This window comes from Streptomyces sp. NBC_01006, from assembly GCF_045162725.1.
Taxonomy (GTDB): Bacteria; Actinomycetota; Actinomycetes; order Streptomycetales; family Streptomycetaceae; genus Streptomyces.
Genome location: NZ_CP108700.1, coordinates 8,522,746 through 8,545,672 on the forward strand (window position 1 = coordinate 8,522,746; position 22,927 = coordinate 8,545,672).

Annotated in this window: 26 protein-coding genes and 4 pseudogenes; 13 read left to right on the top strand and 17 right to left on the bottom strand. The window is 68.2% G+C overall.

Features of this window, described 5'->3' with window-relative positions:
* Positions 1-13 precede the first annotated feature (13 nt).
* Positions 14-307 carry an ATP-binding protein gene (locus tag OG509_RS38940; protein ID WP_406187285.1) on the bottom strand — a complete coding sequence of 98 codons (294 nt, stop codon included), beginning with the start codon at positions 305-307 and terminating at the stop codon, positions 14-16.
* An 816-nt stretch (positions 308-1,123) separates the two neighbouring features.
* On the opposite strand from OG509_RS38940, the gene OG509_RS38945 reads away from it, so the two are divergent.
* Both OG509_RS38945 and OG509_RS38950 read left to right on the top strand, forming a co-directional pair.
* Positions 1,124-1,474: a MerR family transcriptional regulator gene (locus OG509_RS38945; RefSeq protein ID WP_406187286.1), complete on the top strand. Its 351-nt coding sequence runs from the start codon at positions 1,124-1,126 to the stop codon at positions 1,472-1,474.
* Positions 1,475-1,585: 111 nt separating this feature from the next.
* Positions 1,586-1,789 carry a hypothetical protein gene (locus tag OG509_RS38950; RefSeq protein ID WP_406187287.1) on the top strand — a complete coding sequence of 68 codons (204 nt, stop codon included), beginning with the start codon at positions 1,586-1,588 and terminating at the stop codon, positions 1,787-1,789.
* Positions 1,790-1,869: 80 nt separating this feature from the next.
* On the opposite strand, the gene OG509_RS38955 is transcribed toward OG509_RS38950, so the two are convergent.
* Together OG509_RS38955 and OG509_RS38960 are read right to left on the bottom strand one after the other, a co-directional pair.
* A complete protein-coding gene (locus tag OG509_RS38955) occupies positions 1,870-2,268 on the bottom strand; it encodes an STAS domain-containing protein (RefSeq protein ID WP_406187288.1) in 399 nt (132 codons plus the stop codon).
* 22 nt (positions 2,269-2,290) lie between these two features.
* On the bottom strand, positions 2,291-3,940 hold the full coding sequence (locus tag OG509_RS38960) for a LuxR C-terminal-related transcriptional regulator (protein ID WP_406187289.1): 1,650 nt from the start codon (positions 3,938-3,940) through the stop codon (positions 2,291-2,293).
* 190 nt (positions 3,941-4,130) lie between these two features.
* Between OG509_RS38960 and OG509_RS38965 the strand changes: the two genes are divergently transcribed.
* Both OG509_RS38965 and OG509_RS38970 read left to right on the top strand, forming a co-directional pair.
* Positions 4,131-4,340: a hypothetical protein gene (locus OG509_RS38965; protein ID WP_351782231.1), complete on the top strand. Its 210-nt coding sequence runs from the start codon at positions 4,131-4,133 to the stop codon at positions 4,338-4,340.
* Positions 4,341-4,486: 146 nt separating this feature from the next.
* A complete protein-coding gene (locus OG509_RS38970; RefSeq protein WP_406187290.1) occupies positions 4,487-5,644 on the top strand; it encodes an RICIN domain-containing protein in 1,158 nt (385 codons plus the stop codon).
* Positions 5,645-5,677: 33 nt separating this feature from the next.
* Here the strand turns inward: OG509_RS38970 and OG509_RS38975 are convergent.
* Positions 5,678-6,064 (bottom strand): annotated as a pseudogene (locus OG509_RS38975) (substrate-binding domain-containing protein); the annotation flags it as partial.
* 84 nt (positions 6,065-6,148) lie between these two features.
* Between OG509_RS38975 and OG509_RS38980 the strand changes: the two are divergent.
* Positions 6,149-6,446 (top strand): annotated as a pseudogene (locus OG509_RS38980) (transposase); the annotation flags it as partial.
* A gap of 145 nt (positions 6,447-6,591) precedes the next feature.
* On the opposite strand, the gene OG509_RS38985 reads toward OG509_RS38980, so the two are convergent.
* Entirely contained in the window at positions 6,592-7,122 is a 531-nt protein-coding gene (locus OG509_RS38985; protein ID WP_406187291.1) for an AAA family ATPase, read from the bottom strand.
* Between the two features lie 390 nt (positions 7,123-7,512).
* Here OG509_RS38985 and OG509_RS38990 point away from each other — a divergent pair, with 390 nt between their 5' ends.
* A complete protein-coding gene (locus tag OG509_RS38990; protein WP_406187292.1) occupies positions 7,513-8,088 on the top strand; it encodes a hypothetical protein in 576 nt (191 codons plus the stop codon).
* A 114-nt stretch (positions 8,089-8,202) separates the two neighbouring features.
* Here the strand turns inward: OG509_RS38990 and OG509_RS38995 are convergent, their stop codons facing one another.
* Positions 8,203-8,463: a cold-shock protein gene (locus OG509_RS38995; protein ID WP_406187293.1), complete on the bottom strand. Its 261-nt coding sequence runs from the start codon at positions 8,461-8,463 to the stop codon at positions 8,203-8,205.
* 1,023 nt (positions 8,464-9,486) lie between these two features.
* On the opposite strand from OG509_RS38995, the gene OG509_RS39000 reads away from it, so the two are divergent.
* The 3 genes from OG509_RS39000 (at position 9,487) to OG509_RS39010 (ending at position 10,999) form a co-directional block, all read left to right on the top strand.
* Entirely contained in the window at positions 9,487-9,654 is a 168-nt protein-coding gene (locus OG509_RS39000; protein ID WP_406187294.1) for a hypothetical protein, read from the top strand.
* Between the two features lie 421 nt (positions 9,655-10,075).
* Positions 10,076-10,606, top strand: a complete 531-nt coding sequence (locus OG509_RS39005) for a GNAT family N-acetyltransferase (protein ID WP_406187295.1) — start codon at positions 10,076-10,078, stop codon at positions 10,604-10,606.
* A 177-nt stretch (positions 10,607-10,783) separates the two neighbouring features.
* The gene (locus tag OG509_RS39010; protein ID WP_406187296.1) at positions 10,784-10,999 is read left to right on the top strand and encodes a hypothetical protein; all 216 of its coding nucleotides are present in this window, start codon (positions 10,784-10,786) and stop codon (positions 10,997-10,999) included.
* Between the two features lie 291 nt (positions 11,000-11,290).
* Here OG509_RS39010 and OG509_RS39015 read toward each other — a convergent pair whose 3' ends face one another.
* Positions 11,291-11,449: a hypothetical protein gene (locus OG509_RS39015; RefSeq protein ID WP_406187297.1), complete on the bottom strand. Its 159-nt coding sequence runs from the start codon at positions 11,447-11,449 to the stop codon at positions 11,291-11,293.
* A gap of 235 nt (positions 11,450-11,684) precedes the next feature.
* Positions 11,685-12,632 (bottom strand): helix-turn-helix domain-containing protein, encoded by a 948-nt coding sequence (locus tag OG509_RS39020; protein WP_406187298.1) that lies wholly within the window; start codon positions 12,630-12,632, stop codon positions 11,685-11,687.
* A 71-nt stretch (positions 12,633-12,703) separates the two neighbouring features.
* Between OG509_RS39020 and OG509_RS39025 the strand changes: the two genes are divergently transcribed.
* Entirely contained in the window at positions 12,704-13,036 is a 333-nt protein-coding gene (locus OG509_RS39025; protein WP_406187299.1) for a cupin domain-containing protein, read from the top strand.
* Positions 13,037-13,573: 537 nt separating this feature from the next.
* Here the strand turns inward: OG509_RS39025 and OG509_RS39030 are convergent.
* From OG509_RS39030 to OG509_RS39040, 3 genes are all read right to left on the bottom strand, one after another.
* Positions 13,574-13,885: a hypothetical protein gene (locus tag OG509_RS39030; protein ID WP_406187300.1), complete on the bottom strand. Its 312-nt coding sequence runs from the start codon at positions 13,883-13,885 to the stop codon at positions 13,574-13,576.
* Between the two features lie 109 nt (positions 13,886-13,994).
* The gene (locus tag OG509_RS39035; RefSeq protein ID WP_406187301.1) at positions 13,995-14,231 is read right to left on the bottom strand and encodes a hypothetical protein; all 237 of its coding nucleotides are present in this window, start codon (positions 14,229-14,231) and stop codon (positions 13,995-13,997) included.
* Positions 14,232-14,481: 250 nt separating this feature from the next.
* Positions 14,482-15,117: a hypothetical protein gene (locus OG509_RS39040; protein WP_406187303.1), complete on the bottom strand. Its 636-nt coding sequence runs from the start codon at positions 15,115-15,117 to the stop codon at positions 14,482-14,484.
* A gap of 449 nt (positions 15,118-15,566) precedes the next feature.
* Here OG509_RS39040 and OG509_RS39045 point away from each other — a divergent pair.
* Both OG509_RS39045 and OG509_RS39050 read left to right on the top strand, forming a co-directional pair.
* Positions 15,567-16,410 (top strand): annotated as a pseudogene (locus OG509_RS39045) (IS5 family transposase).
* Between the two features lie 258 nt (positions 16,411-16,668).
* Entirely contained in the window at positions 16,669-17,205 is a 537-nt protein-coding gene (locus tag OG509_RS39050) for a GNAT family N-acetyltransferase (protein ID WP_406187305.1), read from the top strand.
* 537 nt (positions 17,206-17,742) lie between these two features.
* Here OG509_RS39050 and OG509_RS39055 read toward each other — a convergent pair.
* Positions 17,743-18,141 carry a nuclear transport factor 2 family protein gene (locus OG509_RS39055; RefSeq protein WP_406187307.1) on the bottom strand — a complete coding sequence of 133 codons (399 nt, stop codon included), beginning with the start codon at positions 18,139-18,141 and terminating at the stop codon, positions 17,743-17,745.
* 873 nt (positions 18,142-19,014) lie between these two features.
* Positions 19,015-19,146 carry a hypothetical protein gene (locus OG509_RS39060; protein ID WP_406187309.1) on the bottom strand — a complete coding sequence of 44 codons (132 nt, stop codon included), beginning with the start codon at positions 19,144-19,146 and terminating at the stop codon, positions 19,015-19,017.
* Positions 19,147-19,415: 269 nt separating this feature from the next.
* Between OG509_RS39060 and OG509_RS39065 the strand changes: the two genes are divergently transcribed.
* A complete protein-coding gene (locus tag OG509_RS39065) occupies positions 19,416-20,264 on the top strand; it encodes a hypothetical protein (protein WP_406187311.1) in 849 nt (282 codons plus the stop codon).
* 15 nt (positions 20,265-20,279) lie between these two features.
* On the opposite strand, the pseudogene OG509_RS39070 reads toward OG509_RS39065, so the two are convergent.
* From OG509_RS39070 to OG509_RS39085, 4 genes and pseudogenes are all read right to left on the bottom strand, one after another.
* Positions 20,280-21,123, bottom strand: a pseudogene (locus OG509_RS39070) (IS5 family transposase).
* Positions 21,124-21,137: 14 nt separating this feature from the next.
* Positions 21,138-21,437, bottom strand: a complete 300-nt coding sequence (locus tag OG509_RS39075; RefSeq protein WP_406187313.1) for a hypothetical protein — start codon at positions 21,435-21,437, stop codon at positions 21,138-21,140.
* Positions 21,438-21,963: 526 nt separating this feature from the next.
* Positions 21,964-22,332, bottom strand: coding sequence for a PRC-barrel domain-containing protein (locus OG509_RS39080; protein WP_406187315.1), 369 nt, complete (start codon positions 22,330-22,332; stop codon positions 21,964-21,966).
* Positions 22,333-22,621: 289 nt separating this feature from the next.
* Entirely contained in the window at positions 22,622-22,807 is a 186-nt protein-coding gene (locus OG509_RS39085) for a hydrophobic protein (RefSeq protein ID WP_406187317.1), read from the bottom strand.
* Positions 22,808-22,927: the final 120 nt, after the last annotated feature.

Genomic DNA, 22,927 nt, shown 5'->3' on the forward strand with positions numbered 1-22,927 from the left:
CGACAGCGCGCGGTCATACGTCAGGTCCGGGACCGCTCCCGCGGTCCCGGACCTGACGTATGACGATGGCGACCTCGATCGTGCCGGGGTGGGCGGCGAGGCGGAGGGCGTAGACGCCACCACCGTGGCGCGGGGCGTTGGTCACGAGCTCGGAGACGACCAGGGCGACCGTGTCGGCCTGCTCCCGGCCGATGGCCGGCTGCCCGCGGGCTTCGAGGAACGCCCGGGCGGCCTGGCGCGCTCCGGGTCTGTCGTCGGTGTCCGGCCCTGCCTGCCCGGCCGTTGTGCCCCGCCAGCAGTCGCTCAACCCGGCAGCACCCGATTACCTCAGAGACACGCACACAGAAATCTATGTTGGCCGGAGTAGACATTGGGTCGTGGGGTGGTTATGGTTTCTCTCGTAAAGCAGAGAGACCGCAGGGCCTGGCAGAGACGAACTGCCGGCAGCAATACCCGCAGTACAGGTAGTTGCAGTTCAGCAGGGCGGTGCGGTGGAGGAGTCTCGAAGCCAGTGCGGTTGCAGGACGGCGACGGGACTGACGGCCGGACCGGGTGGCCCGCAGTGATCAGGGGCCGCCGCGAGCAGTACCGCGGTTAACGCAGTGGCAGTACCCGTGAATGCAGTGCGCAGTATCCAGCAGTGAAGTCAGTGAGCAGCACCTCGGTGAAGGCGTCGGCTGCGGGCGCGCGCACCGGGAAGTTCGGCAGTGGGGTTCTAAGCCAGAGCAGACGCAGGATGGGCGACGGGGCTGGCTGCCGGAGCGTGGCGCTTGGTCGGGCCACGAGCAGTAGAGAAGTACGCAGTGCCGAGTGGAGCAGTACAGGCAGTTCGCAGTTTGCCACTCGGCAGGCAGGTTGATCATCCGAGGGATGAACGGAGGAATTGGGCGCCATCAGGATCGCCCGGGCGGAAGTCTGAGCCCGGGTACCGCAGGACATCGATAGCGAGGTGGTCTCCGGTCAAGCAACCGCGATCCCCGCAGCCCCGACAGCGTTCCGGTCGGGTCCGCGGACATAGAAGGCCGGCGCAGGATCAGGGCCGGCGGATGGTGTAGTAGTTCCTTCGGGGCCCTGGTGCCGTACGGCACCAGGGCCCCTCCACGCGTTCCATGAGAGAGGTGCAATGACAGCAGAGAACCCGAACGGCCCGCTCGGCGGCCACCTGGACGACGACGACTACCCCGCCTACACCATGGGCCGGGCCGCCGAAATGCTCGGCACCACCCAGGGCTTCCTCCGCGCCATCGGCGAAGCCCGCCTCATCACCCCGCTCCGCTCCGCCGGTGGCCACCGCCGCTACTCCCGCTACCAGCTGCGGATCGCCGCCCGTGCGCGGGAGCTCGTCGACCAGGGCACTCCCATCGAGGCGGCCTGCCGGATCGTGATCCTTGAGGATCAGCTCGAGGAGGCCCAGCGCATCAACGCCGAATACCGCCGCGCCGCCGATTCGGCGGATACGACAGCCGAGACCTGAGCCGGGGAGGACCTGCGACCCGCGCATCCAGGTCGGGTCGGCGGCGGTCTGCCCTTACCGGCGCGGGCACCTGGGAGCGCTGCTGCTCTCGGGCCTGGCCATCGGACTGTGGTGAGCTACCTGATGGCCTTGCGCCTGTTCACCGTGCGACGCTGCGAGATGACCACCAGGCGGACCCTCTTCCTGTTCGCCCTCGCCCCCGTGGCAGCCCTCTCGCGCGCGGTCGTCCTGCGACCCGTGTATCTCTACGCGATGGTCACCTGCCACCGGATCAACCGATGGGGCACCCGCAGCACCGTCGAGGTCGGCCTGTGACAGCGGTCCTGCTACTACGCGCCAGGACCGCTGCAGCGGGCCGGCCCACATACCGAGCGCCGAATTCCGGCAGTACGTGGCTAGATGCGGGGCAGCCAGCTGTCGGCGAAGTCGGAGTGCTCCCGTGCGCGCTGTGCCTTCTCCTCGAGGAGGCGGCGGAAGCCGGCCAGGGCGTAGCGCTCCCCGGTGCCCGCTCTGGGCCCGGGGATGCCGGCCACGGTGGCCATGCACTGCTGGGGCTGGGGCTGCCAGCCGGTGACCAGCACCCGAAGGCGCATCCGCTCGGCGCGCCGGTGCAGGCTCAGGAGGTGGAGCAGACCGTCGACGTCCATGGCCGCAACAGCGTGCAGGTCCACCAGGAGATCACACTCGTCCATGGTCGCGCCGTCCAGCGCGCGCTGGAGCACCTCTCCCGCACCCTCGTCGAGCTCCCCGGTGGCGCTGATCAGAATCGAGCTGCCGCAGTGCTCAATGTCCACGCTGATCAATGTTCTGCTCCCGTCACCCGAAGGCTCCGGACCCACGGGGCCCCATCCTGGCCCGGTACGGGGTAGGGCGGTGTGCGGCGCGCTGAAGCACGCATTGAGGGCCGGACCGGGGTTGCTCCGAGAGGGAGCTGAACCGTCTTCGAGGCCGCCATTGATGCCGAGGCGGTGGAGGAGGAGATCTTCGCCGGCTCGGCGGGGTGGAGCTGATCCGGGCCGCGATCGAGGCCGCGGTGAACGACAAGATGCGGGCCGCCCTGCACAAAGCGCAGGCGAGCCGGGCCCCGCGCCCGTGCAGCGCGGCTCGTCCCGCTGATGACGACGCAGGAGTTCCACGGCCCGGCGGCTCGGTGACCGCCTGGCCGCGTCCGCGCACGGACAACAGTCCGGCCCGTAGGGGTGTTTCGTTACGCGGGTGGGGGGTTTCGTGACGGGTGTGTGGTGTCGGTTTGGTGCCGTGTTTCTCCTGGGGATTGTCGTGTGCGGTAGGTGCGGGAGCGGCATTTGGGGCAGCAGTAGCGAGCCGGCCGGCCCGTGGTCCGGCCTTCAGGTCGTGCGGGGAGGGCTTGGCCGCAGGCCGGGCATGCCGGGCCTGGTGCGGGCTGTGGGGTGTACGGGGCCGGTGTCCGGGTGGCGGGGGCGTTGGGTGGTGGGTGAGGCCCGGCCGTTCGGCGATGACGCCTGCTTCGAAGCGGCTGTGCGCGCCCAGGCTCTCCAGCAGCTCGGAGACGTGTCGGCGGCAGGTGCGCAGTGAGATGCCGAGGCGGCGGGCGATGGTGTCGTCCTTGAGGCCTTTGGCGAGCATGACGAGGATCGTCTGTTTCCTGGTCTGGGAGACGCCCTGTGCGGCATGGGGGTCGGTGGCGTAGGGCGTGGCGTTGGCCCAGTCGCGTTCGAAGACGTCCAGGAGGTAGGCGAGGAGGTCGGGTTCGCGGATGATGAGGGCGCCTCCGGAGCGGGCTGGCAGCAGGGCCAGGGCCTGGTCCACGATGATCATCTGGGGAAGCGCTTCGGGCAGGGTGCGGATCTGGGCGCCGGCGGCGACCAGTTGCTCGGCGTGGGTGCGGGTGGGCTGGTCGAAGCGGGTGGCGTGCTGGTAGAGGCTGCGCATGCGGATGCCGCGTTCCAGGAGGGCCAGGTCGCGCGGGAGGGCTTCGCGCAGGGCGGCGACGGGGAAGGAGCCGCCGTGCTTGGAGACCAGGACCTCGCTGCGGCAGGAGCCGATGACCTCGGTGAGCAGCGTGCGGACCGCGAACTTGTCGGGCAGGTGGTCGATGGTGCCCTGGGGGAAGGCGTGCTGGCGGGCCTGGAGGTAGACGGGCATGAGGGCCGCGAGCCCGTCGTGCTGCTCCTGGATCTGGCGGCGCTGGGTACGCAGGGATTCCTCTTGGGCGCGGAGCGCGGCGTCGCGGGCGGAGAGCAGCCGGCCGGCGGCCTGGGGGCTCACCGGCTGCCAGCGCACGCCGGGATCCCCCGTGGCGGCGGGGACTTCTTGGAGGAGACAGGCACCGAGAAGAGAGTGCATCGCCTGGTGGCTCTGGTGCTCGCTGATTCCGGTCTCGGCGGTAGCCCGGGACAGGGCGGCGGGGGTGAGGCTCTCGTGAACGACGGTCCATCGGTAGAGCAGTACCGCGGCGCTGCCCAGTTCGGGTATGCCCGCTGCCACGCTCTCACCTGGTGTTTGGTCCAAGGGATCCCTCCTAAAAGTGCATGGCACACAGATGATGCCCCCTGGGGCTGCCGCGGACGGCGTCGGGTCGGCACAGTGGGATCACAGCCGGAACACGCGGCTGGCGAACCGTGCACGACATCGGCGGACTGACCGCTGCCGGGTGATACAGCAGGAGTTGACGCACATGCGGGGAAACACGACCCGGGCCCTGGTGGCCCTCGTACTGGCCACGGGCATCGGATGGGGCACCGTTGCCTCCGGCGTTTCGGGCGGGCCCGGCGCCGGGCACCGCGTCAGTGCTGACGCGGAACTTCCCGGGTGGATCGACCCTGGCAAGGACTGTCCCGTGACGACCGCGTGGGGCGACGAGCGCTGCCCGCCCCGGCAGTACTAACGCGGTGCGGTCCGCCTCGTTAGCGGACCGTTAGCGGCCCCCGACAGAGTCCCCCCCATCTCATCTCCTGCCTGGGAAAGGCGTCGACCTTGCCACGCTCCGACGTTCTTCACCCACGCACCAGGACGCTCGCCACGCTGATGGCGATGGCCGCGCTCGTCGGCTTGCTGATCGGCCTGCCGACATCGCCGGCCACCGCGGACACGCCCAACGCCCACACCATCGCGACGTACAACTCGCAAGGCGCCCGCTGGTCGGACGTCCGGCAGCTCAGCAACGAGAACGACATCGTCGCCGTCCAGGAGGCGGGGTCGGAACCGAGTTTGTACGGCATGATCCTCCAGCAGTCCTACAACCGCAGCGGCTACACCGTCCACCTGTATCGCTGGGGCGCCCGCTACGTGTACTGGATGAGTCCGCTGGGAGACACCCGGGTCAACCTCGCCATGGTCACGCACACCATGGCCCACGAGGTCTACGTCGCCCCGCCCGGCCGGGCTGGCGCCCGCCCCGCGCTGGGGCTGCGCTTCGACGACGACATCTACTACAACGTGCACGCGTTGGCTACGGGAGCGCACAACGAAGCGCAGGAGCTGGTACGCCAGGTCCGCAACCAGGCGACCTCGGCGGGCCGCTCGTGGACCGTCATGGGCGACTTCAACCGTGACCCGGACCAGGGCATGCACACCCTCGCCGCGGGTCTGGGCGCCCAGGTCTACCACACCGGCGATGCGACCCAGCAGAGCGGCGGCGAACTCGACTACATGATCTCCTCGCGCGCGCTGGCGAACTACCGCGGGGTACGCATGGGCGGCCGCGGCTCCGACCACTACCCGGTCTACTTCCGCACGCAGATGGTGGCGAACGGGTCCGTGGTCGAGCTGACCAGCGACAGCGACCACGAGAAGTACCTCACGTTCGAACGCGGGAGCAATGCCAACGGCACGCACCTGGTCAGCGACACCTGGAACCCCAGCAAATCCCAGTGGAAGCTGCGCAGCGTTCCCGGCGCCGGCAAGTACGACTTCAACTTCGTCAACAGGTCGACCGGCAAATGCATCGACGTCGACAACGGCCGCTTCGCGAAGATGGGCGACGGCCTCAACGAATGGGACTGCGAGGGCCAGACCTCCCAGGTCTTCAGCATCTACTACTGGGGCGAGGAGCCGGGGACCTGGCTGATCAAGCAGAAGAACACCGACTTGTGCGTGAACACCACGGGCGCCAAACCCAGGGTCATCTCCCTGTGGACGTGCGCTGACGGCACCCCCAGCCAGCGCTTCCTGCCGCACTTCTACGGCTAGGATCGTCCACTTCCAGGATCGGCCGCCGTCAGGTCAGGCCGAATCCCGGATGACCAGCCGCGGCTCGAACAGCACCGGCGTGGCGGCTTCCACCGCGGTCCCGACCGCCATGGGAGCCGCCACGGCGTCGAGCAGCAGCCGGACCATCTCCGCCGCCATGTCCTCCACCGGCTGGCGTACGGTCGTCAGCCGCGGGCGGCAGGACAGGGCGGCGCTGGAGTCGTCGAAGCCGACGACGGCCACGTCCTCCGGGATCCGCCGGCCGTGCTCGCGCAGCACCAGGCAGGCGCCCTGGGCCATCAGGTCGTTGGCCGCGAACACCCCGTCCAGATGCGGGTGTTCGGCGAGCAGCCGGAGCATGACCCCTTCGCCGCCCTCGACCGTGAAGTCCGCCCCGGCGACGGCGAGCGGCTGCCGCCCGGCGGCCCCTAGGCCTGTGTGATGTCGTGATCAGCTTCTGAGTTCTTCACTCTTCGCTGAGTGGGATCCGGTAGGACTGCGGTCGTGACGCGTAGGCAACTCACCAATGCCCAGCGGGAGTTCATCGAGCCGTATCTTGCCGATTGGTAGGTACGGCCCGCATCCGAATCGGTTGCGGGAGCAGTTCGAGGGTGTGATCTGGCGGTTCCGGTCCAGTGGTCAGTGGCGGGAGATGCCTGCCGAGTTCGGCCCCTGGGCCACCATCTACGGACGCTTTCGCGTCTGGCGGGACGCCGGTGTTTTCACCGCCCTGCTGGAAGGCTTGATCGCTGAGGGTGCCCGGGTGGGGAGAACGGACTTATCGCTGGTCAGCGTGGACTCACGACGGTCCGCGATGTCGCCCTTCCGGCGTGGGATGGCGATGGGCAGCTTCTCGGAACTCTCGTGGAAGTGCGTCCGCTGAGCCTGTGGCAAGGCATCAGTGGCGGTCACCAGCAGAAGCCGGAGTTGCCCCGAGCGGGGCCCGTTCAGGGCGCTGGCCGTGAGCGGGCTGCCTGGGTCAGGTAGTGCTGGGCCTGAGCTGCGTTCGAGGCCAGGTCGGCGGCCGAATCGAGCACCAGCCGATGGTCTGTCCAGGGCTCGTACTCGGCCTGCCGCTGCCGGACTGCTTCCCAAGTCGGCTCCTCGAAGCCTTCGATGCCCCGGGAGCGCCGTTCCAGCCGCTGGCGGTGGAGCCGCGAGTCGGAGCACACCACTTCAATGAAGGCGATGGGCACCCGGTGTCGGCCTGCCGGCGCTCGCCACTGCCGGCGTGCCCCCTGCACTGCGTTGACCGCGTCGATGATCACGCTCTGGCCCAGCCCCAGCACATTGTCGGCAACGGCCTCGGCCACCAGGTAGGCCGCCAGTCCCGTGGGCTGAGTGCGCTCCACGCCGGCCCGCCACATCGCGGCCTCGATCGGATCGACCGACACGACCGCGGCGGGCAGCGCCCGCCCCAGTTCCTGGGCGACGGAGCTCTTTCCCGCCGCGGGAAGACCGGCCATGGCAAGCAGCATGGCAGCACTCTCGCACACCCCTTGATCGCCCCGGCGAGGCCGTGACGGCGTCCGGGAGCGCAGGACAAGACGGTTCGCGTATCCACCATCGAAAAGCGCGTGAAGAGGCGGCGCGAGCGCGGCGGGGACGCCGCGGGGCTCGGCGGAGGCACGGTGTGACGGGTCACAGTGCCCCGTTCCTGACCGAAGGAGCCGGCTTCCGTACCAGACCAGTACGCTCCTGTATCTGTTCGATTACAGAAGGTTGTTCCCCTCGTGGGAGGGGAGAAATTGTCCCGCCTGCGGCGTGGGCGCGTCGAAGTCGCTGCGCAGGGGAAGGCTTCGGTGCCGGGGGATCGAGGGGGTTGTATGAGCTGGATCGGCAGCTGGTGGAGGGGTCAGCATGTGACCATGAAGGCCGCGATCCTCACTGTGACGGGCTCGATCATCGTGGGGTGCCTGGGGTTGTGGTCCGGCGTGTTCAGCGGAGAGGACGACCGCCGCGACCCGAAACCCGCCCCCTCTCCCTCCGCCTCCGCACCGCATCCGAGCCTTTCCTCCAGCGGCTTGCCTGCTCCCGGCCCGGCACAGGGCCTGCCCGACTGCGGTGACAAGCCAGGGCATGACGTGACGATCGAGCCCAAGCAGCTGACGGTCGCGTCGGACGGGTCTCTCACCGCCGAGGTCAACTGCAACCTTCAAGAGGGATGGCACCTGACGTGGATGGTGCAGCTCGATGGCGTCGGCAAGCCCGTGCCGCATACGAACTACTACCCCAAGGATGATCTGGGGCGGCCCGGCCCGTACACCTTCGATGTCCACCTGTCCTCGTCCGAGCCCGGTTCTGCCCGCACGATCTACGTCGTTCTCATGGACGGGTTCGCCTACCGTCAGCTGAGTGAGAACCGCAACCCGGACGGATCGCTCCTGAAACTCCCGAACGGTGCACGCAAGGTCTCCAACTCGGTTCTGGTCAAGCGCTACTGACCTGCCCCGGCACAGGAGCGAGGTTCGGGCATTGATCGGATCGACGGCATATCCGTATGCCGACGTAATTCCCGCAGGCCCCATGGAGCCCGAAGCGGCCAGGGCTGGAGCCGGCTACCGCGGCGTCTGCTCGTCGCCGTGCTGCCGTGGTCCGTCCTGGCTGCGGTCATCCTCCGCCTGGTGGATGTTGTCGGCGCGCAGACCGGCGCTGTCGTGGGTGAGGTCGAAGAGGACTCTGTCGCCGGGACGTAGGCGGGGCCCGTTTTCGCGAATGGCCCGGGCCTCGGCGTGGATGTCCGGTCCGGTCCCGTCCTGGCTGATGAGACCGGTACCTCGGTCGGGGTCGAACCACTTCACGATTCCACAGGGTGACATGCTCTGCCTCCTCATTGGACGGACCTGGGAGCCGATACTGTCCGCCTGCTCTCGGCTGGAGGGGAGGGCGTGTTCAGGGGCGTGATGCAGCGGATTCGGGCGTGGCTGCAGGCGGCGGGCGCCCCTCGCGCAGGTGGGCTGCGGGGGTATGTCGGCCCGGCTGGTTCTTGCGCCGGCGAGTCATGGTTCGGCGTGCTTTTGACCGGCTGACGGTGGGATCGGCCGCGGCGGCATGCGGGCTGCCTGCGCGCGGACGGTATGGGGATGCGAGAAGGGGGAGGGCTGCGGCGGGGGAGTGGCCAGTGTCAGCGTCGGCGTCAACCCGCGCCGCCGCATGTCACTCACGACGCCGAACGCTGTGCTTCTGGTGCCGGGTGGTGGCTGGCCGGGGCTAGGGTCGGGCTCAGTCCGCGTCGATAGGGCGTGCGCGGGCGAGGCCCGGTGACCAGAGCGCTCTGGCGGCAGTAACACCGGGCCGCCCAACCACCCAACGGACCGAGATCCGGCGTACGGGGCGTCTCCTCTGATGAGGGCCACTCCGCTCTGCCGAAGTGGGGAGCGCCCGCATTGATGCAAGGCCGGACGGGCACTCGGTGCCCCTGTAACGGCCAGGCCTGCGGTCCTGCACTCACCGCGCCGGCGCGCAGCGCGCGGTATGGGGTCTGTGCGGGTGGTTCCGGGAGTTGTGGGGCGGGTCGAAGGCGTGCGCCGCGGACGGATTGGGTGGGATGGGGCATGGCGAGGAGCCCACCTGCCGTGTCGGTGGCCTCTTCTCCTCGAGGTGCTGTCGGCCGGCCATCGGCCGCCGTCACACGTCGCCGCCAGCCGGCCGACAGCACTTGCTTACCCGTCCGCTGGCGGCCGCCCCGGCAGCCGACCATCGACGACCCGGCCGCCGTCGTCATGGACAAGGAGCCCGTCTGTGACGGTAAACGGCCTGCCGGATGGTCGTCCCGGGTGAGCGTCTGCTGCCCGTTGGCCGGGGCAGGGATGGATCGGTCGGTGTCGGTGAAGACTCTCCGCATGTCTGAGGACCCCGAAGAGCTTGTCGACGCCATTGCTGTCGCCGTGCGGGCGGGAGATGACCGCCGTATCGGCCTGCTCCTCGACCGGTTCAAGGAAGTGGCGGGCCTTTCTCACCTGATACGGCTGCGTGAGCGGCTGTGCGCTGTGAGCGTGCTGCGGGGGTGACGGGCGCCGGTGGTCGGGCCAGCACCCAGTCCAGGCGTGACTGTTGGGCGACGAACGCGGCCACCGGCGCGGGCATCGCAACCGGTGTCACGGTGGTTCCGCCCTCCTCGTGGTTTCCTTGTGCATCAGCGTGTTGAAGCTGATGCACCAGGTTTGTGGCTACGTAGGTGAGAGCGGTTCTGGCTCAACTTCTGTGGAGCTGCGCCCTGTGCGCTCGTGCCTGGCTAAGGCCAAGCCGCTGACCTGCTGGTTCTCATTGTTCAGCGTCCCGACGCACAGAACGTCGCACCGTCACCACGGAAGTTGTGCCAGAACCCGGGAACTGACAGCGCCGGGGCCTTCCTCCCTGCATGGCCGTAGGCGAAGCGTGATGGGCTCCTTGATCTTGATCTTCGCAACGCGATCCGTTCATGATCGCCTTATGAGTCAGCACTTGGTAACCTTGGGCAAGATCGTTTTGGAGGACTGGCCGGCCGTTCACTCGTGGGCGTCCCTCCCGGAGGTGTGCCGCTATCAGTCCTGGGGGCCGAACACAGAGGTCCAGACACAGGACTTCGTGGACTCCGCGGTCAAGGCCTGGTCGGGCACCCCCCAGCGCCGGTTCCCCTATGTCGCCCGCGTCGGGCGGGATGTGGTGGGCATGGGTGAGCTGCACGTCCGCAGCCATAAGCAGCGCCAGGGCGAGATCTCATACATCGTGCATCCCCGGGTATGGGGGCAGGGCATCGGCACGAAAATCGGTCGGCAGCTGCTCGCGCACGGGTTCGGCGAGCTGGGGCTTCATCGGATCCATGCCACCTGTGACCCGAGAAATCTCGGCTCCTCCCGAGTGCTGTCCAAGATCGGTATGACGCATGAGGGGCGCCTGCGCCATACGGCCCTGCTCCACGATGGCTGGCGAGACTCCATGATCTTCAGCAGCCTCGAAGAGGAATGGCGCTCCACTGCGTAACTCCGCCAGCCGGGTGCTGTCGTTTCTCGGGTTCTGGCACACACTCCGTGAACGATCTCTCTGGCTCTCCTCCAGCAGGAGGCACTCACCGCGTGAGCTGCGCGGATTGGATGTCACGAGAGGCTGGTGGAGCCGGAGTCAAGACCGTTCATGGAATGTGTGCCAGAACCCATTCTCGTGAACAAGGCCACTTGGGCCGGTGTCCTGCCCGCGACCGTGCGGGTCGGCCTCGCAGGCCGGGCGATCGGCACCGTCACCGATGAGGGCGGCGCCGTCCCTTCCCGGGGTAACGGCTCGGCGAGCTGCGGCGTTCAGACGCCGACCGATGCCGCCTCGCTGGGCTCGGTGGCGGGCTGCTCGGGCTTCGTCTGCGACGCAGGAGCAGAGGCCTGAGCGTGCCAGGTGTAGAGGACGATGCGCTGTCGGTTGTCCTTCTCGAGCACGCCCTTCGTCACGAGCTTCTCCAGCGTGGCGCGGATGGCCGGGTCCGACGACGTGCGCTGGGGGTGAGCGGCCTCGAGCTCGATCCGGATCTCACTGACCTTCTTGGGCTCACCGGGCTGCTTGGAGAGGATCTGGGTGAGGAGCTGGCCGAGCGTGGGTTCCGCGGGCTTCGCGTTCTCCTTTGTCGGCGGCGCTTGAATCGTGACCCACCCTGGCCGGTTGAAGGTTGACCCCCGGTCGTCAGTTGATGTTGTTCATTCCCCGGTGTTGGCGGGTGAGCCAGTCCCGCCAGGCGTCGTCCTGGAGGCGGGCGGAGGTGACGTCCACCAGTTCGGTGATCTCCCACTGGAAGCGCCACCATTCCGCCGTATGCCAGGCGATGGCCTCCCAGCCGACCACGTGCTCGATGTGGGGGCGGGATCGCGCCGAGCCGGCGCCATGACCTTGAGGTCAGGCCGTGCGGATGTGCCGCACCGCGGTTTCATCGAGCTCGGCGGCCAGGGTGTGGTCCGGCGCGCACTCCGCGGGGGCAACGAAGAGCTTGCAGATCATTTACCCGGCGCCGTTGCGGAGGCCGGGCGCTTGTTGTCCAAATTTTGGGGTGCATCCGGCGAGCAAGGCTGCGCCGGGTCGTTCAGCGGCCAAAGGCCCTTCGATACGCTCCGGGTGTCGTGCCCAGCATGGTTCGGAAGCGGCGTCGCAGGTTGACGGCGGAGGACAGGCCGACCCGGTTGGCGATGGCCTCGACCGGCAGCTGCGTCTGCTCGAGCAGAACTCGGGCGGCGCCAAGGCGCTGGGTGAGCAGCCATTTGCCGGGGCTGTGGCCGAGCTGTTCGGTGAAGCGCCGGGCGAGTGTGCGGGCCGACACTCCTGCCTGCTCGGCGAGGCGGTCCACAGTCAGTTCGGTGTCGAGCCGGGTCAGGGCCCACTCCAGCAGCGGTGCGAGCGACTCGTCGGGCCTGATGGCCACGGGCTGGGCGGCGTATTGGAGCTGGCCGCCCTCTCGGTGCGGGGGCAGCACCATGCTGCGGGCGATCTGGGCCGCGTAGGCGGCGCCGTGGTCGCGGCGTACCAGGTGCAGGGCCAGGTCGATGCCCGCTCCGGACCCGGCGCTGGTGGCCACGTCGCCATGGTCGACGTACAGCACGTCCGCGTCCACCTCCACCCGCGGAAACGCGGCAGCGAACTGCTCCGCCCGCCGCCAGTGCGTTGTCGCCCTGCGCCCGTCCAGCAACCCGGCCTGCGCCAGCACGAACGCCCCCGTACAGATGGACACCACCCGCGCCCCGCGCCGGTGCGCCGCACGCAGGGTGCTCAGGACGTGCGGTGACACGGTCGCTCCGGTCGGCTGCCAGCCCGGAACGACGATGGTGTTCGCGTCGGTCAGCGCGTCCAGCCCCGCCTGGACGTACATCGCGGGCCCGGTCGTTGCCGGGAGTACTCCGGGATGCTCGGCGCAGACAGTGAAGTCGTAATGCACCGGCAGATCCGGCCGCACGGACCCGAACACCTCAGCGGCGCAGGCGAGTTCGAACGGTGACTGCGGCGCGTTCAGCAGCGCGACCACACGATGACGGCTCATGGCAGAAAAGTACCTGATGATGTCTTTCCAGACTCTCGGCCCGGGTACCCGCTCCGCGCGATCGTGGGTGCATGAGCGAAACAACGCCTACGGGCCCGTTGAAGACCACCGTCCACATCGACGACATCGAGCCGGGAGAGGTCGCCCCCGGCATCGTCCGCCGCAGGCTCCCCGCGACCGAGTTCGCCACCGGCTGGCTGATCGACTTCGCCCCGGGCACCCAGTGGCCGGACGTCGACGTCCACGACACCGAGGAGCGGTACTACGTCCTGAGCGGCGAGGTGATCGAGGGAGAGGAACGCCATGGTCCGGGGACCTACGTGGTGTTCGCCCCAGGCAGCTGCCACCGCCCCCGCACAGAGACAGGCGCACGGATGCTGGGGGTTACAGTGCGGACACACTGATCACGGCCCATCGTCCTCGGCCACCACGACACCACGGGCCGGTCGGACGGCCGACCGGGCGGTCGGCGCGTGCCCGGGACGGGGTCCGGTCCGGGAGCAGGATGTTCGACTGTGCGGGTGGTTGCGGGCGGTGCGGGGCGGTTCGTGGTGTTCATCGACGGTGCTCAACGGCACGACCAGGAGCGCACCTGCCACGTCGGTGTCTTCCTGGCTTCCTGGTGGTGCTGCCAGCCGGGCAGCAGCGGCCGCCGTCACACGTCGCCGCAGCACAGCCACGGCCGGCACACCCGCCTTTCCGGCCGTCGGCCAGGGCTCGGCCACCGGAGAATGGCGAGGCCAGGTCTGACGCGGCACCTGAAGCCGCCCGCAGGAGCGCGTTGCGGATGAAGCCAAAGCCTGGCGCCCGCGGTCGTGCCAGGTGCCCGGCCCCGGCAGCCGTACGAGCCGTCAGCCGGCCAGGGCGACGAGCCGTTGATACTGCAGCTGGCCCTTCCGCCTGGCAATGAGCGGGGACGTGAATGTCGGTGAGGAACTCTTTCAGGGTGTTGTACCCGGCCGTGTACGCTTCCTCCTGCCCGCTGGCATCCGGGGGCATCCAGAAATCAGAAGGCGCTCGTGCCTTCGCGTGCGCTCCGGGCTGGCGAACGACAGCTCATGGACGATCAGCCGTGGCTCGTCTGCGGGCAAGGACTGCAGCAGCTCGTCATGGGTCAGGTTGCCCGCAACCTCCGGGACCAGGACACCCGGGACGTCCCCGTAGCGCAGGGTCACGGTGTTGATCTCCCGCGTCTCCCTCAGATGCTGCAGGGCAGCAAGGCTGCCTTCCGAAAGACCGACCGGTCTGCTCACAGGGGTCTCACCTCGCTGGTCAGGGCCTGGCAATCAAAGCGGTGCCCCGGAAGGGCGACTGCGCCCGGCCGGACGGGGACGGGTCGGGCGGGTGCCGGTAGGCCGTTGGTCAGGTGTGGATACGGCTGTTGGTGCCGTCGTGGCTGTCGGCGTGTTCGTCGCCGAACCAGTGGCCGCCGGCGGCGAGGTAGCGGAAGGAGTGGCTGCTGTGGGCGGGAAGGGTGACGGTGACGGCGCGGGTTCCGTCACCGCGGGGCGCGTACGCGAGCCGGGCTGCGCGGTACACGGCCGTGGGTGGGGCGCAGGTCACCCAGCCGGTCGCCGCAGGCGCTTGTTCACGCAACACCGTCGGCACGCCATCGAGCGCGCAGACAGGACGGCCAACCCGACCGGGTGCGGGCGGTCAGATTTCCAAGTGTTTCACGCAGCAGACACAGGTCGCATCGGCTGGGTGGCGTGTGCCGCGGCGGCCGTGGTGGTCCAGTCGTGCGCTGGAGGAGCGGCCCCTTGACCGCGTGCTGGGTGAGCGACTGATGCTGGCGGGGGCACGGAGGACTGGGTCTGGAGCGGTGAAGCTCTCGGACTCGGAGGTGTGGTCAGTCTTCGAAGTAGTTGGTCAGGACGCAGCCCTTCGCGAGGGCGGGGTCTTTGCGGTAGCCGCTGGGCGGGTTGAAGTCGGGGTGGCAGTTGAGGATGAGGAGGCCGCCAGGCTTGATCGCGTTGCGGATGACGGGCTTCTGGTCGGGCAGGACGGCGAAGTCCTGGCCGAGGAGGAATTTGCCGCGGTGGCCCTTGTTCGGGCTTTCCTTGCGGTCCTCGTCGAGTTCGGCCTTGTACCTGGCCTGGAAGGTCTTGAGGTCTTTGAACATGAAGATGCGGGTGCCTTTGCCGCAGGCGCCGCGTTCGGTGACGCCCCACTTCTGGTCGTAGGTCTCGTCTCCGGGGAAGAAGTCGTCGTCGTTCGGGTCGGTGGAGAGGCCACTGCAGTCGGCGTAGGTGCTGACGATCTGGGCTGCCTTCGCCATCGTGCCCGCCTTGGGCAGGCCGGGCGCTCCGGCCTTGCCGTTGCCGTCGAAGCCGCCCAAGCCGTCGGTGCCGCCGTTCTTCGCGGGTGCCTGATTGCCCAGTGCGCCGTCTAGAGCGGTGCTCTCGCTGTCGCTCCCGCAAGCGGTCACCGCCGTGAGGGCGAGCAGGGCTGCCGTCGTGACGGTGATGAGTTGTTGGATGCGCATGAAGCCTGAACTCCCAGGTGAATGATCAGAATGAGCCGACTCTAGGATTTCTGGCGTGGGCATGGCAAATGCTGTTGTGGGGAGTCGCGTCCCTCGATCACAGCCTGCATCATGCGGGACCAGGCGGCGGGTCGGGTTTGCCGTTGAGGCAGCTAGGCCGGTTCGTTTGGATCACTTCCGCTGGCCGAGGTTGTCGTTGATGATGTCCGTGTGACTCACCGCATCAGCGCTCTGATCTCGACCTTCGGCGTCCTTGCCAGCATGATGCTGCTCGTTCTGGCCGTTCGTGAGTACCGCTCCGGGGCATCGGCCCTCTGGATCGGAGCTGGAGCTGTGATCTTCCTCAGCGCTTCGTACACGCTCGTGCGGGACGTACGGCGGCTCCGCACTGGGCCGACCACCTGACGAGCAGCGCCGTTCCAACCAGCCCCGCCGGTCGTTGTTCGTGTGTGCCGTTGACCGCCGCGCAGTGGGCGCGAATCAAGCCGTTACTCCCAGATCGGACACCGCGGCGGGGTGGCCGGTGGAGGGACGACCGAGAGGTGATCGACGCGATCGCCTGGAAGTTCCAGACCGGATCGCAGTGGATCCACCTCCCCGAGAAGTACGGCAACTGGCGAGGCGTCTACAACCGGCTGCGGATGTGGGCCATCGACGGCACCTGGGAGCGGGCGTTCACCGAGCTGATGGCGCAGGCCGACGCCGACGAAGACCTCAACTGGGCCGTTTCGGTGGACTCCACCATCGTGCGCGCACACCAGCAGGCGGCCGGGGCCCGCAAGAAGGGGCCCCCGCAGGCGAACCAGCAGGCCACGCCATCGGCCGGTCCCGCCCCGGGCTGACCACCAAGATCCACCTCGCCTCCGATGCCCACTGCCGGCCCATGGCCTTCGTGCTCACCGCCGACAGGCCGGCGACGCACCCGCCTTCGCACACGTCATGGCCCGCCTTCACGTTCCTCGACGGCGAGGACGGCCCCGCACCAGGCCGGACGTGGTCCTGGCCGACAAGTCGTACTCCTCCCGCGCGATCCGTGAGCACCTGCGCAAGCGCGGGATCCGAGCTGTCATCCCAGTTCCGGCCGATCAACGCGGCCACCGCCTGCGGCGCGGAAGCCGGGGCGGCAGACCACCGGCCTTCGACCGCGAGGCATACAAGCAGCGCAACACCGTCGAACGCTGCATCAACCGCTTGAAACAGTGGCGGGGCATCGCCACCCGCTGCGAGAAGACCGCGACCATCTACCTGGCCGGACTCCACATCGCAGGCATCTTCCTCTGGTCCGCGAAGTGATCCAAACGAAACGGCCTAGGCGGGGCGAGTGTGGGAAGCGACCGGCAGGACCGGGGCTGACGCGCTCCGGCCTGAGCTCGGAGCTCTCCGCTTGGTCTGTTACGGTCGCCTCGGCGCGGGAAGCGCCCGAACACGACTCTGGTGCAGGGAGGTTGATGAGTATGGCCGTCAGTGGCCTTTCTCAGCATGCCCTTTTCCGGTCCGCGCGCTGAAGTGACGCGACGCGGTCCGGGTCGTTCCCACGATCAGGAGTCACACGTGCATTCCTCCCTTTCCAAGGATCTCACCGAGCTGACCACCGAGCGGCTCGTCCTGCGTACCTGGACCGCGGCCGAAGCCGCGGCTGTCCTCGACTGCGCGGGCGGCATCCGGCCGGCCGACTGGGCCGGGGACTTCCCCTCCGAAGGCGACAGCGTCATCGCGAGCCTCCTCGGCGACAACCCCGCATGGCTCGGCACGTACGGCCATCGGCTGATCATCGAACGAGACAGCAGTCTCGTCATCGGATCGATCGGCCTGTTCTGGCCGCCCACCGAGGGGGTCCTCGAGCTCGGGTACGGGGTCGTCGCCTCCCGCCGCGGCCGGGGCTGCGCCACCGAGGCGACCCGGGCACTCGCCGCCTTCGCCCTCATCGCGCCCGCCGTCCACACCGTGGCCGCCGGCGTGGAACTCTCGAACCCGGCCTCCGTCCGCGTCCTGGAAAAGGCCGGCTTCGAGCGGTACACCACCACGGCCGAAGACGCCGCAGGAACTGCCCGCTTCGCGATCACCCAGCACAACAGATCCGGCAAGTAGACGCCCTGGGCCGGCGGCACCCCCGCCGGCCCACCAGCTTCGACCACTCGCTCGCTCCGATCAACGGTCCACATCTGGCGGGAAAGCGGTTCGGGTGGCCTGGCGTCCTGCTGCGCGGGCCGCGGAGTCGTCAGGGCTCTGCACACAGGTGGGCCTTCTGGGCCAATGCGGGCGCGAAGATCCTTTGAGTTGCGTACGCGGGCGCGGAGAATGCCGCAGAGCGGTTGTTACTTGATCGACTACTACGGGTGACTGAGGCCGGGCCGGAGTGCACATGGTGGTGCGCTGGGGTGCGTTGTTCTGGGGTGCCGCTGGTGGCGCAAGTTCACCGGCACAGACGACTTGATGGCGCGCGCCGTGACTGGCATGGGGGCTGGCTCGGCAACCGGTGTGTTGAAGGCGTTGCTGCCCCGGTCGCTCTGGCCGGGTCGGTCCGGTTCTGGCCTTGGGGACGCAATGGCTGTTGGCCGCGGTGTCGTGAGGCTGCCGGCGGGCCGCAGGTCACTGGGCTGCGGCCCGGATGTCGGGGCGCCGGCGTCACTGGGTGACTGTGTCTGCGTGGCGGTGGGCCGCTCGCCACGCCGTGTTCTCGCGGCGGTACACCTGGGTGGCCCGCAGTGTGTAGGTGCGCGGCTCCCCGTCCACGGAGGCGCTGACGTGCTCCAGGCCGGCTGTGTAGGCCATGTTGCCCACGACGTCATACGCCAGTAGCTCGAACGCGTAGGAGGTGCAGTGTGAGAAGGACTGGCCGAGGGCGGTGAAGAGGGCGTCGACTTCCGCCAGGCCGCAGGCGTTGTGCCAGGCGCCCAGCACGCTGACAGGCTCTTCATGCGACCAGAGCGCCCGTCTGGGCTCCGGGTCGCCGTCGTGCAGCGCGGCCTCCGCCTGGTAGAGGTCGGTCTTGATCCACGTCAGGAAGTCCTCGCGGTCGCCCATGTAGCCATCATGCGATGTGGAGCGCACGAAACGTGCCGGACCATGCCGATGGCCCGAGGCGTTTCGTGCGATGCGGGCAGTTGCGCTCGGTCAGGCCAGCCGCGCGGAAGAACCATGAACATCTCGTTGCCGCCGTCGGACGTGCCCTGGGCTGCTGATGCGCTCAAGGAGATCCACTCCGCGCGTGCCACGCACCATGGGAGGGGCCGGAACGATCACTTCCCGCGGGTGCCTCGACGTGACCGACGCTCAGCTCCGCGATGAGGTTCAACGGCTCAGCGACACAGGCCAGTGACAGAACGGCGAACCGGACGTTGTCGTCATGTGCGACGTCGGCTACGACGTCACCGCCTGGCCGGGGTCCTTTGGGACCTTGCCGTCGAGTTGGCGGGTCGTGTCCGGGGTGATCGAGTGATGCGCTTGCCGAAGCGGCCTGGTGTCCGTGGCCGCCGGGGGCGGGCGGCCACCGAAGCACGGGCCGGAGTTCCGCTTCCCCGATCCGGAGACCTGGCCCGGACCGGCCGTCGTCACTCTCACGGTGACCGCGAACTACGGCAAAGGTGAGATCCAGGCGTGGGATCGAATCCACCCCGGTTTACCCACCGAGCCAATTCGGATGGAGCATGAGGGCGGACCGCCGCTGATCGAGGGCACCGCAGCCGAAGTGCTTGGGGACGGTGGCCAGTTGTGCGGGCGGTTTTGGTGTTCGTCCTGCCGAGGGCGGTGGTTCCTGACAGCGTCGGCGTGACTGAGACAGAGGGCTGGACACATGCGCGCACGTATCCGTGTTCGCCGTGCCGTGACCGGGGCGGTGCCCGTCGCGGTCCTGCTGGCGGGGTGGCGGGGTTGGTCTTTTCCACGAGAACGGGCCGCTCACTTGTCTCGTCGTGCTCCCCACTTGCGTACTCCCCAGACGGCGAGCGCGGTGGACGCAGCCGTGATCAGGCTTGCGGGGAGTTCGGTGAGCAGGCCCTGCACTACGAGGGTCAGCGCTGCATCGATCATGGTGTCTCCCGGTGCGATTCCAATCGGTCTCACCCAGGTTCGACCTGGTTGCCGGCACGCTGACGTGGTTGGACGTCGCAAGACAACTCAAGGCGCAGATTTACGAGTTCGGACGCTGTACGGTGCCCGTCGTACGTAGTTGGACACTTCTGGACACTCGGCGAGGATGACGCATGGCTCGGCTCACGGCTCCCACGCTTCCGCCTGGGCCTCGCAAGAGGCTGAGCGATGAACTCCACTCGGTTCATCGACGGGCAGGATGGCCTTCGGTGCGCGAACTGGCTCGTGCGCTTGGCACGGGGGTGGTCAGCTCAAGTCGTATCCATGACGCCTTCACAAAGCCCCGTCTGCCGACGTGGGGGCTCGTGCAGGTGCTGGTGGTCGAGCTTGCGAACCGGACGCCCGGGGCAGATGCGACAACCGAGGTGAAGCGGCTGCACACCCTCTGGGACGAGGCCGCGCAGGCAGACGCTTCGCCGCCGGCCGACATCGAACTGCGGCAGGGGCAGGATGTGGCGTTGCCGCACGCTCCTGCAGTCGACTCGGGGAGGCTTATGCGGCGAAGCCTGCTGCTTGTAGACCTGGAGGACTTCGGTGAACGGGACGAAGTCGAGCAGGCGTACCTGCGTCGGAGTCTCTACAGTCTCCTTGACCGCGTTGCGAGGACGGCCGGAGTCGGCTCGGGGGAGCGGCAGCAATCGGACCTGGGTGACGGCGTTGTGGAGCTGATCGATGCCGCTGTCCCCGTTGTCGACCTCCTGCGCGCCTTGCTCCAAGTCCTTCCTTCAGACCTGAATGCGTACAACCGGTTGGCATCAGATGCGGCCCGGATTCGTCTGCGCCTGGTCCTGGCAACGGGCAGCGCGAACGTGGAGGAGTGGGGCTCGACGACCGTTGGCCTCAACGACGCCTACCGACTGCGTGATGCGGATGTACTGCGAATGGCGCTGCGTGAACGGATAGACGACTACGCGCTGTGCGTATCGGCGGCGGTCTACCAGGACACCGTGCGCCACAATTACGGCGGCGTTCCCGCTCAAGAGTTCCGTGAGGTCGCCGTCCCCACGAAGAACGGCGTGTTGCAGGCGTGGCTGCACCAGCCGCTCCGACTCAACTAGGCCGTTTCTTAGCGATCACCTCGCGGCCCGGATGTGGATGGCCGCGAGGTGAAGGGCCGCCTGGTAAGCGGTTGCTGTCTTGTCGTAGCGAGTGGCGATGCCGCGCCACTGTTTCAGCTTGTTGATGCAGCGTTCGACGGTGTTCCGCTGCTTGTAGGCCTTGCGGTCGAAGCCCGGCGGCCGACCGCCCTTGCTGCCAAGTCGTCTGTGGTTGGCAGTCTGGTCGGCTGGCTGCGGGAGCACGGCCCGGATCCTGTGTTTGTGCAGGTGCTCGCGGATCGCGCGGGACGAATACGCCTTGTCGGCCAGCACGACGGCGGGGCGGGTTCGCGGCCTGCCTTTCGGTCTCGTCACCCGGATTGTGGCCATGACCTGGGTGAACGCCGGTGCGTCCCCGGCCTGGCCGGGAGTGAGGATGAACGCGGGCGGGCGGCAGCGGCCGTCGGAGGCCAGGTGGATCTTTGTGGTCAGCCCGCCGCGGGATCGTCCGAGGGCATGGTCGGCCGGCTCGCCGGCCGGAGCCCCTTTTGACGGGCCCCGGCGGCGTGCTGGTGGGCACGGACGATCGTGGAACCGACGGCGACGACCCAGTCCAGGTCCTTCTCGGCGTCGGCCTGGCGAGCAGAGCGACGAACACTCGCTCCCACGTGCCGTCGATCGCCCACATTCGCAGGCTGCTGTGGGCGCCCTTCCACGAACCGAAGCGCTCGGGCAGGTCCATCCACGGCGTGCCGGTGCGGTACTTGAACGCGATCGCGTCGATCACCTGCCGGTGATCACGCCACCGCCCACCCCGCTTCGGCGTCCGGTCCGGCAGCAACGGCTCGATCCTCGCCCACTGCGCGTCAGTCAACGACACATACCAACCGACGATCAGAGGATCTGTAAGGAACGGCCTCGGGCGAGGCCCGCCCAGTCGCACACGGCCAGGGCGAGGGACTCGGCGGCAGTGTCGAAGAGGACTTGGCGCTCCCACGGCCGACCGGTCACGGCCGCCAGGAAACGCCACTGGACGAGCGCGCCCAGTGCTGCCACACCGTCCGCGTCCTTGAGGAGCGAGAGGAGCATGGCCTTGCGGACCCGGTGTGCCCGGCAGTCGAGGGTGTGGACGGCGCCGTGCCCGAACAGGGTGTCCAGTACGGGGTCCGGCAGGGCAGCGGCCCGGTACGACATGGTCCTCGTCGTAGAAGAAGGCGACCGCTTCCGGACCGCGCAGCGCGATCGTCGGCCGGCCCAGCAGGTGGGTTCTGACCGTGCCGTCTGCGGCGACCCGCATCCGGTCGGGAAGCCACGCGTAGCCCTGCGTCATCAGGGCTAGCGTACTGTCGTGCCAGGGGGCTACGGAATGTCCCAAAGGGTCATGTCCTGCGTCTGCCCGATGGGGCGGGCCGCACACAGCGATCACAGGGCCGTCGATTTCGGATGGGTCGGTCGTTTGCCGGTGGCCTGCGGGGTGGGCGATGCGAGGGGAAGACGTCATCAGGTAGGGCAAGCTCTGGCTCGAAGCGCAGACGATCGGCACCGGCCGGGCCCCGGTCAGAAGTCAGGTGGAGGCGAGGCATCCGTCGTTGACGTCGCTCCGGTAGTGGATCTGACGGTGCGCGTCGATGAGGGGCGCAGATTTGCGGCGGTGGCCGCCATGACGCCGGTCCCGGCACCCAGGAGGTGTCGGGACCGGCGTCATGGTGCGGGAACGCGCTCAGGCGGGGCGGCCGCCGAAGGGGGCGCCGGTGCCGTAGTACGTGCCCAGCTCCTCCCGGTACCTGGTGTCGCCGAGGTGCTTGTCCCGGTGGAACTCGGGGGCGTTCTTGATTTGTTCCTTGGTCTGGTTGACGAAGATCTTCCGCTCCTCCGGGTCGATCCTGACGACGGTGCTAGCCGGCAGCAGGACCTCCTTGCCGAAGATCCATACGCCGGTGTCCACGACCAGGTAGGCGTCACCGACCTCGTCGGAGTGCTTGTCGACCTTGCCGATGCTCCCGTCGGACGCCTCGACCTTGTATCCGGTCAGGTCCGTACCGGCCAGGTGGCCCGCGGTCGGCTGGTAACTCCACACATGTTCAGTCACGCGAAAACAACTCCTCGGTCAATGGAAGATGGCGGGGAAATGCTTCTCCGCAGGTCCTCTTTGTTCTGTACGTGATGCACGGCGGGTCCTCTGTTCCGCCTGAACCTCACCTGCCCCGCTTTTTCTGCTTCACGCTCCCGGAGCGCTTTCTGAATGCACTGCTGCCCGCCTTCGGTAGCCAGGGGAAACCGAGCCGGTACACGACTTCATGGCGGTGGCCTGCCGACCCCTTCCCAAGGGGGCGGCAGGCCACCGCCATGAAGTCTTGAGCTGCGCGTTTGTCGAGCGGCTACCAGCGATACCAGCGGCCGCTACCGCCCTTCGGGCGGGCGACAAATCCGATCAGCCACAGGACCAGGACTGCGATAGCCACCCACCAGAGAATCTTCACCGCGAAACCCGCGCCGAACAGGACCAGCACCAGCAGGAGAACGAGAAGCAGGGGAACCATAGTTATCAACCTCCGAAGTGCCATCTGCCCGACCGTGCCGAGGATATGTGTTCACTTCTTATTTGTTTCTTATCCCGGGGGCTGGGCAAGAGAGCTGGCCCACTTTTCCAAGAAATTTCGTGATGGTACTTCAGGCGCCTCGGC